Source organism: Streptomyces sp. NPDC049577 (assembly GCF_040675635.1).
Classification (GTDB): domain Bacteria; phylum Actinomycetota; class Actinomycetes; order Streptomycetales; family Streptomycetaceae; genus Streptomyces.
The window spans coordinates 1-11321 of sequence record NZ_JBFAPH010000210.1 but is presented as its reverse complement, the minus strand read 5'-3'; the positions used below and the strand labels follow the sequence as shown (position 1 = coordinate 11321).

General features: G+C 72.2%; 9 protein-coding genes, 2 pseudogenes and 1 riboswitch. Of the genes and pseudogenes, 5 read left to right on the top strand and 6 right to left on the bottom strand.

What is annotated here, in order from left to right; translation table 11 throughout:
• Positions 1–258: 258 nt before the first annotated feature.
• The 5 genes from AB0K09_RS22185 (at position 259) to AB0K09_RS22165 (ending at position 5334) form a co-directional block, all read left to right on the top strand.
• On the top strand, positions 259–747 hold the full coding sequence (locus AB0K09_RS22185; protein WP_366067110.1) for an Lrp/AsnC family transcriptional regulator: 489 nt from the start codon (positions 259–261) through the stop codon (positions 745–747).
• Positions 732–2123 (top strand): aspartate aminotransferase family protein, encoded by a 1392-nt coding sequence (locus tag AB0K09_RS22180; RefSeq protein WP_366067109.1) that lies wholly within the window; start codon positions 732–734, stop codon positions 2121–2123. The genes AB0K09_RS22185 and AB0K09_RS22180 overlap by 16 nt, the downstream gene beginning before the upstream one ends.
• 271 nt (positions 2124–2394) lie before the next feature.
• Positions 2395–3132 (top strand): ATP-binding cassette domain-containing protein, encoded by a 738-nt coding sequence (locus AB0K09_RS22175; RefSeq protein WP_366067108.1) that lies wholly within the window; start codon positions 2395–2397, stop codon positions 3130–3132.
• Positions 3114–4313 (top strand): hypothetical protein, encoded by a 1200-nt coding sequence (locus tag AB0K09_RS22170; RefSeq protein ID WP_366067107.1) that lies wholly within the window; start codon positions 3114–3116, stop codon positions 4311–4313. Before AB0K09_RS22175 ends, AB0K09_RS22170 begins: the two co-directional genes overlap by 19 nt.
• A 103-nt stretch (positions 4314–4416) precedes the next feature.
• Positions 4417–5334, top strand: a complete 918-nt coding sequence (locus AB0K09_RS22165; protein ID WP_366067106.1) for a hypothetical protein — start codon at positions 4417–4419, stop codon at positions 5332–5334.
• 24 nt (positions 5335–5358) lie between these two features.
• Here AB0K09_RS22165 and AB0K09_RS22160 read toward each other — a convergent pair whose 3' ends face one another.
• The 6 genes and pseudogenes from AB0K09_RS22160 to AB0K09_RS22135 form a co-directional block, all read right to left on the bottom strand.
• Complete coding sequence (locus AB0K09_RS22160) at positions 5359–6381, bottom strand: ABC transporter ATP-binding protein (protein WP_366067105.1); 1023 nt, start codon at positions 6379–6381, stop codon at positions 5359–5361.
• Positions 6382–8097, bottom strand: a complete 1716-nt coding sequence (locus tag AB0K09_RS22155; protein WP_366067104.1) for an iron ABC transporter permease — start codon at positions 8095–8097, stop codon at positions 6382–6384.
• Positions 8073–9182, bottom strand: coding sequence for a thiamine ABC transporter substrate-binding protein (locus AB0K09_RS22150; protein ID WP_366067103.1), 1110 nt, complete (start codon positions 9180–9182; stop codon positions 8073–8075). Before AB0K09_RS22150 ends, AB0K09_RS22155 begins: the two co-directional genes overlap by 25 nt.
• Positions 9178–9282, bottom strand: a riboswitch (TPP riboswitch). (Overlaps the previous gene by 5 nt.)
• Before the next feature lie 53 nt (positions 9283–9335).
• Positions 9336–10442, bottom strand: coding sequence for a 23S rRNA (adenine(2503)-C(2))-methyltransferase RlmN (gene rlmN / locus AB0K09_RS22145; RefSeq protein WP_366067102.1), 1107 nt, complete (start codon positions 10440–10442; stop codon positions 9336–9338).
• A gap of 100 nt (positions 10443–10542) precedes the next feature.
• Positions 10543–11226 (bottom strand): annotated as a pseudogene (locus AB0K09_RS22140) (phosphatidate cytidylyltransferase); the annotation flags it as partial.
• A gap of 16 nt (positions 11227–11242) precedes the next feature.
• A pseudogene (locus AB0K09_RS22135) lies at positions 11243–11321 on the bottom strand (TerD-family protein); the annotation flags it as partial.

Below are 11321 nucleotides of genomic sequence, written 5' to 3'. Positions count from 1 at the left end.
GTCCGTCCGTCGGCGGCGTCCCGGAACTCTCCGTCGATGTAGTTGCGCAGACGACGCAGCTCGGTGGTCACTGTGCCACCCCTTCTGTCTTGTCCGATGGGTGAGATGGGTGAGGCCGCCAGCCTAATTCGTCGGACCACGCTTTCGACATACCCCTGGGGCATGAACGACGGAATCAGTACTACCGGCAACCTGCCGCAACGGATTTCATCGATTCATGCTTGCCTCACAGCCGAGTCCTCATGCACAGTGGGGCTCGTGGCCACTCGTAGCGCAGATCCGAAGGGCGTGAACAGCACGCCGCCGATCGATGCCGTCTCCCTGGCGATCATCGAGCAGCTCCAGGAGGACGGGCGCCGCCCGTACGCGGCGATCGGCAAGGCCGTCGGACTGTCCGAGGCGGCGGTGCGGCAGCGCGTGCAGAAGCTGCTCGACCAGGGCGTGATGCAGATCGTCGCCGTGACCGACCCGCTCACCGTGGGCTTCCGGCGGCAGGCGATGGTCGGCGTCAACGTGGAGGGCGATCTCGACCCGGTCGCCGACGCCCTGACGGCGATGGACGAGGTGGAGTACGTCGTGGTGACCGCGGGCTCCTTCGATCTCCTCATCGAGATCGTCTGCGAGGACGACGACCATCTCCTCGAAACGATCAACAAGCGCATCCGCACCCTCCCGGGCGTGCGCTCCACCGAGAGCTTCGTCTACCTCAAGCTCCGCAAACAGACCTACACATGGGGAACCCGATAGCCGTGAGCAAGGACGTCGTGAAGGACACCTCCCGGACGGCGTACGACCACCTGTGGATGCACTTCACCCGCATGTCGTCGTACGAGAACAGCCCCGTGCCCGTCATCGTGCGCGGCGAGGGCACCTACATCTACGACGACAAGGGCAAGCGCTACCTCGACGGGCTGGCGGGCCTCTTCGTGGTGCAGGCCGGGCACGGCCGCACCGAGCTCGCCGAGGCCGCGAGCAAGCAGGCGCAGGAACTGGCCTTCTTCCCGGTGTGGAGCTACGCCCACCCCAAGGCGGTCGAACTGGCCGAGCGGCTGGCCCACTACGCGCCGGGCGATCTGAACAAGGTCTTCTTCACCACCGGCGGCGGCGAGGCCGTCGAGACCGCCTGGAAGCTGGCCAAGCAGTACCACAAGCTCACCGGCAACCCCACCAAGTACAAGGTGATATCCAGGGCCGTCGCCTACCACGGCACCCCGCAGGGCGCCCTGGCCATCACCGGCCTCCCGGCCCTCAAGGCCCCCTTCGAGCCGCTGGTCCCCGGCGCGCACAAGGTGGTGAACACCAACATCTACCGGGCGCCGGTCCACGGCGACGACCCCGAGGCCTTCGGCCGCTGGGCCGCCGACCAGATCGAGCAGCAGATCCTCTTCGAGGGCCCGGACACCGTCGCCGCCGTCTTCCTGGAGCCCGTGCAGAACGCCGGCGGCTGCTTCCCGCCGCCCCCCGGCTACTTCCAGCGCGTCCGCGAGATCTGCGACCGGTACGACGTGCTGCTCGTCTCCGACGAGGTCATCTGCGCCTTCGGCCGGCTCGGCACGATGTTCGCCTGCGACAAGTTCGGCTACGTGCCCGACATCATCACCTGCGCCAAGGGCATGACCTCGGGCTACTCCCCCATCGGCGCGGCCGTGGTCTCCGACCGGATCGCCGAGCCGTTCTTCCGGGGGAACAACACCTTCCTGCACGGCTACACCTTCGGCGGGCACCCCGTCTCGGCCGCCGTCGCCCTGGCCAACCTCGACATCTTCGAGCGCGAGGGCCTCAACCAGCACGTACTGGACAACGAGGCGGCCTTCCACGCCACCCTCTCCCGGCTGCACGACCTGCCGATCGTCGGCGACGTGCGCGGCAACGGCTTCTTCTACGGCATCGAGCTGGTCAAGGACAAGACCACCAAGGAGTCGTTCACGCCCGAGGAGTGCGAGCGGCTGCTCTACGGCTTCGTCTCCAAGGCCCTGTTCGAGAACGGCCTGTACTGCCGGGCCGACGACCGCGGCGACCCGGTCATCCAGGTCGCGCCGCCGCTGATCTCGGACCGGTCGACGTTCGACGAGATCGAACAGATCGTCCGGGGCGTCCTGACCGAGGCCTGGACGAAGATCTGACCGCGCCCCGCACCGGCGCGGCCCGCGCGCACCCGCGTGCGCAGGCCGCGCCGCTGCGCGCCGGACACCCCGGCTCCGCGCCCTCGTCGCACCGCCGTGCACCCGGTGCGCCCGGCCGAATGAGTCCGATGGGAGGAAAGTAGGGCACTCCCGCGCCGAGCCTGGGCGGAGGCTAGGATCACCGTTCCGTACGGTGCCAGTGACCCAATGGCCTCCGGTTCGTTCACCCGGTCAGGGGAACGGACCCTCTCAGCGACCCGAGGTGCTCGATATGGTGGCCCCGCCGGACAACGACGTGCTCTGGGCACGTGGCCTGCATTATTCCTACAGCGGTTCCCCAGCCCTGACCGGGATCTCGATCGGCGTCCGCGAGGGGGAGATCCTCGCCGTCACCGGGCCCCGCGGTTCCGGCAAGACCACGCTTCTGAAGTGCCTGTCCGGACAGCTCCTGCCGGACCCGGGCGAGGTGTGGTTCAACAGTGCCCCCGTGCACACCCTCTCCCGCGCGGCCCGCGAGCGGCTGCGCCGGGAGCGGTTCGGCTGGATCGACAGCGAACCCCACCTGGTCCCCGAACTCAACGGCTGGGAGAACGCCGCCCTGCCGCTGCTGGCGCGCGGCGTCGGCCACCGCACCGCCAAGCAGACCGCCCTGGAGTGGCTGGAGCGCCTCGACGTCGGCGACTGCGCCCGCAAGCGCCCCGCCACGCTGTCGCAGGCCCAGCGCCAGCGCATCTCCATCGCCCGCGCCCTGGCCGGGGAACCGACCGTCGTCTTCGCCGACGAGCCGACCGCCCCGCTGCACACGGCCGACCGCGCGCAGGTGCTGCGCACGCTCACCACGGCCGCCCGCTCGCACGACATCACCGTCGTCCTCGCCACCCTCGACGAGGAGAGCGCGAGCCTCGCCGACCGCGTGGTCGCCCTCGCCGACGGCCGCCGCAGCGGCGCCATCCCGGTCCCGGACGCGTCCGAAGGGGAGGGCAGGGCCGCGTGCTCAGTCTCCGCCTAGCGCGCGGCGCGCACCCGCTCGTCCTGCTGCGGCGGCTGCTGGTCGCGCTCGCCGCCGCGGGAGTGGGCTTCCTGCTGCTGTGCACGCTGGGGTACGCCGCGGCGCATCCCGCGCGGACGGAGGAATCGGTCGTACGGCTGCTGTGGTGCGCGGTACCGCTGGCGGCCGTCGTGCAGTTCGCCGTCACGGTCGCCCGCAGCGATCCGGCCACCCGGCCGCGCGACGGGCTGGACGCCGCCGGATTCGGGCCCGTGCGGCTGTCGCTGCTCGCGGCGACCTCTACGGCGATCTCCTGCGGCCTCGGCAGCGCCGCCGCGCTCCTGACCTACCTGGAACTGCGCGGCAGCCTGGGCACCACGCCGTTCAGCGGTTCCGCGGCCGCGGTGCTGGACGGCCGGGCGACGCTGCCGTGGGGCGCGACCCTCACGCTGCTCGGCCTGCTGCCGGCGCTCGCCGCGGGCGCGTGCGCCGTCCTGCTGCGCCCGCGCAAGCAGCCCACGGGCCGCGCCCCCGAGACCACGGCCTCCGGAGAGCCGCTGCCGGAGCGCCGGCCGGCCTACGCGGGTCTGCCGTGGGGAGTGGCGGTCATCGCCATGGGCCTCGCCCTGGAGGCGTACGTGGGCCACGCCCCCGCCCCCCAGCCGAGCGCGCTGCTCGCACTGCCCGGCCGGCAGGGCGCCGCCTCGCCCGGGCTGCTGGGCGGCTGGCTGCTCGCCTCCGTCGGCCTCGTCCTGGCCGGTCCCGGCCTGACGCACTGGTGCGGCGTACTGCTCGCGGCGGGGCGGCCCGGTGCGATGCGGCTGCTGGCCGGGCGGATACTGCAGGACGCCGCCACGCGCATCGGCCGGCCGCTCGGCGTGGTGTGCGCGGTCGCCGCGGCCGCCCTCGCGTGCGCCGAGCTGTACGGCGCGGCCTGGGAGCACTCGGGGCCGCGCCCCTTCGGACCGCTGACCGGGCTCGGCGCGGCCGTCGTCATGGCCTGCGCCACCGCCACGGCCATCACCGCCGCCCTGGACGCCCGCACCCTCCGCGGCGAGACCACCGAGGCGCTGCTGCGCCTCGGCATCCCGCCGTCCCTGCTGCGCGGTGCCGCGGCCGTGCGGACCTGCGTCCTGCTGGCCGCCCTGGCGCCCCTCACCTGGGTGATCGCCGAACTGGCCGCACTGCCGCTCACCCGTTGATGACGCACGTCTCTTGACCGGTTCTTGACCCGAGGCAACTCCGGCACCGATATCGACGTCTGCCTTCTTGCGCACGACGGTTCTCAGGTGAACGGAGCTATTGGTGATCATCGGCCTTGTGACGGCTGTCGCGGCCTCGGCCTGCTACGGCACGGGATCGGTCCTGCAGGCCGTGGGTTCCCGCAAATCGGCCCGCCGGGAGGCCGCGGCGGCCTCCACCGCGGAGGTGACCCAGCACGGCGGACCGAGCCTGTCCTCCACCGCCAAGGCGGCGGTCACCTGGGAGTTCATGCTCGGCACCGTCCTGGACTTCGTGGGCTTCGGGCTGGGCGCCCTGGCGGCCCGGCTGCTGCCGCTGTTCCTCTCCCAGACCGTCATCAGCGCCAACCTCATCGTCACCGCCCTGCTGAGCGTCAAGCTGCTGGGCATCCGGCTGAACGGCCGGGAGTGGTCCTCCATAGCCGTCGTCTGCTCGGCGCTCGTACTTCTGGCCACCGCGGCCGGGCACGAGGGCAGCGGCGAGACCGCCATGTCCACGCACTGGTGGCTGCTGGTCGTCTCGGTCGTCCTGATGGCCGGCGGCACCGTGCTCGTCCGGCTGCTGGGCTCCCGGGCCGCGATCCTGGCCGGCCTGCTGTCCGGCCTCGGCTTCGGCGCGATCGGCGTGGGCGTCCGGATCCTCGACGGCGTCCACCCCTTCGACCTGCCCACCCTCATCGCCGACCCCGCCCTCTACGCGATCCTCGTCTCGGGCGCGGTGGGCATGTACCTGCACACGGTCGCCCTGCAGATCGGCTCGGTCAACGGCGCGACGGCGGCCCTCGTCGTGGGCGAGACGGTGCTCCCGGGCATCATCGGCGTCCTCTGGCTCGGCGACGCGTCCCGCCCGGGCTTCGCCTGGGTGGCGATCCTGGGCTTCATCCTCGCGGTGACAGGCGCGGTGGCGGTGGCCTGCTTCGGCGAACCGGACAGCCACGGAGCTCCGGCGGAGCCGGAGCGGGAACGGGAGCCCGTCGGCTGAGGTTGTGGGCAGTCGTGGGGCGGGTCAGGGGAGCAGAACGACCTCGGCCACGTCGAACGTGACCCCCACCCGCGCCCCCACCTCCGGCGCACCCCCCAGCCCGCACGACGCTTCGAGCTCCGGCCCGGCCTCCGGCCGCAACCGCACCGCGACGTGATCCCCCCGGAACGTCCGCGCCGTCACGGCGCACGACAGCCCCGCCTCCCCCACCGGAACCACCCGCACCCCGCCCGGCCGCACCAGCACCCGGCAAGCCCCCGCCGCCGTCCCCGGCGGGACAGGGACGGCCCCCCAGACGGTCTCCGCGCGGGCCCCGCTCACCGTCCCCGGCACGATGTTGTCGAACCCCAGGAACCGCGCGACGAACTCGGACGCCGGCCGCTGCCAGACCTCCAGCGGCGTACCCGCCTGCGCGACCCGCCCGTCGCGCATCACCACGACGCGATCGGCGAGGGCGAAGGCCTCGCCCTGGTCGTGCGTGACGGCCAGCACGGTGGTGCCCAGCCGGCGGAAGAGGGCGCGCAGTTCGACGACGAGCCGCTCCCGCAGCCCCCGGTCGAGCTGCCCCAGCGGCTCGTCCAGCATCAGCAGCCTCGGCTCGGGGGCCAGCGCACGCGCCAGCGCGACGCGCTGCTGCTCGCCACCGGACAGCGTGGCCACGGCCCGCCGCTCGGCGCCCGGCAGCCCGACCAGTTCCAGCGTCTCCGCGACCGTGCGCCCGGCCTCCCGCCGGCGAAGGCCCCGCATCCGCAGGCCGAAGGCGACGTTGCCGCCGACGTCCCGCTGCGGGAAGAGCTGGTGGTCCTGGAACATCAGGCCCACCCCGCGCCGGTGCGTCGGCACCCCGTCCAGGTCCTCGCCCCCGAGGAACACCCGCCCGGCGTCGGCCCGTTGCAGCCCGGCGACGACCCGCAGCAGCGTCGACTTGCCGCTGCCGCTGGGCCCCAGCACGCACACGATCTCGTGCTCGGCGACGTCCAGGTCCACGCCGTCCAGCGCGGCGCGCTCACCGAAGCGGACGGTGACGCCCTTCAGGCTCAGGGACATCTAGAACTCTCCCGTACGGTCGGCGCGGACGCGCTCCAGTACCAGCAGCGCCGCCGCGCAGACCAGCATCAGGATCGTGCTGAGGGCCATCGCCTGCCCGTAGTTGAACTCGCCGGGCCGGCCGAGCAGCCGGGCCACGGCCACCGGCAGGGTGGGGTTGTCGGGGCGGGCGATGAAGACGGTCGCCCCGAACTCGCCGAGCGACACGGCGAACGCGAAGCCGGCGGCGATCGCCAGGGCCCGCCCGACCAGCGGCAGGTCCACCTCGCGCCACGCCCTCAGCGGTGAGGCGCCGAGCACGGCGGCCGCCTCGCGCAGCCGCTCGTCCACGGCACGCAGTACGGGCAGCATGGTGCGGACGACGAAGGGCACGCCCACCAGCGCCTGGGCCAGCGGCACCAGGATCCAGGAGGTGCGCAGGTCCAGCGGCGGCTCGTCGAGGCTGATGAGGAAGCCGAAGCCGACGGTGACGGCCGAGGTGCCCAGCGGCAGCATCAGCAGCGCGTCGAAGCCGCGGACCAGCCGGCTTCCGTCCCGCCGGGTGAGCGCGGCGGCGGCGAGCCCGCCGATCGCCACGGCGATGGCCGTGGCGGCCAGCGCGTACGCGACCGAGTTGCCGATGGCCTCCAGCGGGGCGACGACCAGCGTTGCGCCGTTGCCCCCGGTGGAGGCGAGCGCGCGGTAGAAGTCCGGGCCGTAGCCGTGGGGGCCGTCGAAGGAGCGCAGGACGAGTACGGCCAGCGGGAGCAGGAGCAGCAGGGCGATGACGGCGAGGACGAAGCCGAGCAGCGCCCACTGACCGGCCCCGCGGGGGCGGCGCGCGGTGCGGGCGGGGTCGACCAGCTTCAGCGTGCTCTCGCGGCGCCGCACGGTCCGGGCGTGGACGAGCAGCAGCAGGGCCACGGCGGCGAACTGCAGGAGGGTGAGCACGGCGGCCGTGGGCAGATCGAGCAGCTGCGCGGTCTGCTGGTAGATCTCCACTTCCAGGGTGGCGTAGCGGGGGCCGCCGAGGATCTGGACGACACCGAAGGAGGTGAAGGTGAAGAGGAAGACCATGAGGGCCGCGGCCGCCACGGCGGGCGCCAGCGCGGGGAGGGTCACCCGGCGCCAGGCGGCCCACCGGCCGGCGCCGAGCACCCGGGCGGCCTCCTCCTGGCGCGGGTCGAGCTGCGCCCACAGTCCGCCGACCGTGCGGACGACCACCGCGTAGTTGAAGAAGACATGCGCGACGAGGATCGCCCAGACGGTGGTGTCCAGGCGGACGCCCCACATCTCGTCCAGCAGCCCGCCCCGCCCGAGCAGTGCGAGGAAGGCGGAGCCGACGACGACGGTCGGCAGCACGAACGGCACGGTGACCAGCGCGCGCAGCAGTCGTTTGCCGGGGAATTCCAAGCGCGCGAAGACGTACGCGCCGGGGAGCGCGAGGGCGAGCGTGAGCGCCGTCGAAGCGGCCGCCTGCCAGGTGGTGAACCACAGGACGTGCCCGGTGCCCGGGTCCGTGACGACCTCGCCGATGCGGGCGAGCTGCCACTGCCCGCCGTCCGTCAGCCCCCGGGAGACGATCGCGGTGACGGGGTAGGCGAAGAAGATCCCGAAGAAGGCGAGCGGCACGGCCATCAGGCCGAGCCGCACCGCCGTGCGCCGGGCTCCCGCTCGGGGCGGCTTCCGGTCCGCCGCCGCGCCGGGTGCTTCTACTTCAGGACGAGCGAGGACCATTCCTTGACCCACTGGTCGCGGTTCTTGGCGATCTGCTCGGGCGCGAGCACCTGCGGGTCGGCGATCTGCGCGCCGTACTTGGTGAACAGCTCGGGCAGCTTGGCGTCCTGGTTGACGGGTCGGACGTACATCTGCAGCGGCATGTCCTCCTGGAAGGTACGGCTCAGCAGGAAGTCGAGCAGTGCCTTGCCGCCCTCGGTGTTCCTGGCGCCCTTGAGCAGCCCGGCGAACTCGGTCTGGCGGAAGCAGGTGCCGGTCGCGACACCGGTCGGGGCCTCGGCCGGCAGGGGCTCGGCACCGACGACCTCGGCGGGCGGGCTGGAGGCGTAGGAGACGACCAGCGGCTTGTCGCCCTTGGCCTTCTTGCCGCCGGCGGAGCCGGAGAAGCGCTCGCTGTAGGCCTGCTCCCAGCCGTCGACGACCTCGACGCCGTTGGCCCTGAGCTTCTTCCAGTAGTCCTGCCAGCCGGTCTCGCCGTACTTGGCGACGGTGGCGAGCTGGAAGGCGAGGCCGGGCGAGGAGGTGGCCGCGTTCTCGGTGACGAGGAGGTTCTTGTACTCCGGCTTGACCAGGTCGTCGAAGGACTGCGGCGGGGCCAGCTTGTGGCCGGCGAAGTAGGCGCGGTCGTAGTTGACGCAGATCTCGCCGGTGTCGACGGGGGTGACGCGGTGCTCGCTCGCGTCCGGCTGGTACTTCTTGTCCACCCGGTCCAGGCCCTTGGCCGTGTACGGCGTGAAGAGGCCGTTGTCGAGCGCGCGGGAGAGGAGCGTGTTGTCGACACCGAAGAACACATCGCCCTGCGGATGGCTCTTGGAGAGGATCGCCTGGTTGACGGCCTGGCCGGCGTCGCCGCCCTTGATCGTCTTGACCGTGTAGCCGGTCTGGCGGGTGAACTCCTTGAGCACGGAGTCGGAGGCGACGAAGGAGTCGTGGGAGACGAGGGTGACGGTCTTGCTGCCCTTCCCCCCACCACCGGACTCGCCCGAGCCCTGGTCGTCCGAGCCCGACCCGCATGCGGCCAGAACGGGCAGGCCGAGGACGGCGACGGCGGCCGCGCAGACGGCACGCCGCAGATTGGTGTTCATGATGATGCTGACTCCCTACGCCGGCATGACCCGGATCAGGTCCGAGGGTCTGCGGCAGGTGCCGCACTCTCAGCGCCGAAGCGCTCCCCTGTCGGATTGTTCATTTGTGCGAAGGCACCGTATCAGTGCCGGTGGCGGTGCCGGTGGGTGCGCTCAGCGCTCCGTGGCGGCCAGCTGGCCGCAGGCCCCGTCGATCTCCTGACCGCGGGTGTCACGGACGGTCACCGGCACGCCGTGCGCGGCGATGGCCTCGACGAACGCCCGCTCGTCCTCGGGACGGGACGCCGTCCACTTCGAGCCGGGCGTGGGGTTGAGCGGGATGAGGTTGACATGCACCCGCTTGCCCCGCAGCAGCCGGCCGAGGAGGTCGCCGCGCCACGCCTGGTCGTTGATGTCGCGGATCAGGGCGTACTCGATGGAGATCCGGCGGCCGGACTTCTCCGCGTACTCCCAGGCGGCGTCCAGGACCTCGCGGACCTTCCAGCGGGTGTTGACCGGCACCAGGGTGTCGCGCAGCTCGTCGTCGGGCGCGTGCAGCGAGACGGCCAGACGGCACTTGAAGCCCTCGTCGGCGAACCGGTGCATCGCGGGGACCAGGCCGACCGTGGAGACGGTGATGCCGCGCTGGGACAGCCCCAGGCCGTCCGGCTCCGGGTCCGTGAGCCGGCGGATGGCGCCGACGACGCGCTTGTAGTTCGCGAGCGGCTCGCCCATGCCCATGAAGACGATGTTCGACAGCCGCGCCGGGCCTCCGGGCACCTCGCCGTCGCGCAGGGCGCGCATGCCGTCGACGATCTGGTGCACGATCTCGGCCGTCGACAGGTTGCGGTCCAGACCGGCCTGGCCGGTGGCGCAGAACGGGCAGTTCATGCCGCAGCCCGCCTGCGAGCTGATGCACATGGTGACCCGGTCGGGGTAGCGCATGAGCACCGACTCGACGAGCTTGCCGTCGTGCAGCCGCCAGAGGGTCTTGCGGGTGGTGTCGTCGTCGCACGAGATGTGCCGCACCACACGCATCAGCTCCGGCAGCAGTTCGCCCGCGAGCTTCTCGCGGGCGGCAGCCGGGATGTCCGTCCATGCCGCCGGGTCGTGGGCGTACCGGGCGAAGTAGTGCTGGGACAGCTGCTTCGCGCGGAACGGCTTCTCGCCGATCGCGGCGACGGCCTCACGGCGCTCGGCGGGACTGAGGTCGGCAAGGTGCCGCGGGGGCAGCTTGGCCCCGCGCGGCGCGACGAAAGTGAGTTCTCCGGGTGCAGGCATGGTTCTACCAGTGTCGCAGACGTACGGCGAAGGGCCCGCCGCCCTGTGGACGACGAGCCCCTCACGTATCGAACAACCGGCCAAAGCCGCAGGTCGGCGGCTAGGAGCCGACGAACACCACCAGCAGCAGCCAGAAGACCGGTGCCGTCGGCAGCAGGGAGTCCAGCCGGTCCATGATCCCGCCGTGGCCCGGGAGCAGGGCGCCCATGTCCTTGATGCCCAGGTCCCGCTTGATCATGGATTCGCCGAGGTCGCCGAGGGTGGCGCTGACGGCGACCGCGAGGCCCAGCAGCAGGCCCTGCCACCAGACGCCGTCGTCGATCAGGTACTGCATGCACAGCGCGCCCGCCACCATGGCGAACAGCACCGCGCCGACCAGGCCCTCGCGGGTCTTGCCGGGGCTGATGCGCGGGGCGAGCTTGCGCTTGCCGAAGCGCCAGCCGACCGCGTAGGCGCCGGTGTCGCTGACGACCGTCAGGATCAGGAAGGTCAGCACCCGCCAGTTGCCGTCCCCCGCGGCCAGCATCAGGGACACGAAGGTGGCGAGGAACGGCACGTAGAACGCCGCGAAGATGCCGGCCGTGACGTCCCTCAGGTAGTCGTCCGGCGACTCGGTCATCCGCCAGACCAGCACCGCCAGCGCGGTGAAGGCCATCGCCACCCAGGCGCCCTCCGCGCCGCCCACGTAGCCGGCGACGGTCATGGCGACGCCGCCGATGGCGAGCGGCACCAGGGGAGCCTTGATGTTCTTGCGCTCGCGGAGCCGGGAGGTCAGCTCCCAGAGCACGGCCGTAGTCCGGGGAGAGCCGGTCCAGCTCCAGGACCATGACCTCGTCCGGCCCGAAGCCCTGGCCCGTCCGGCTGTCGCGGTTGAGACTG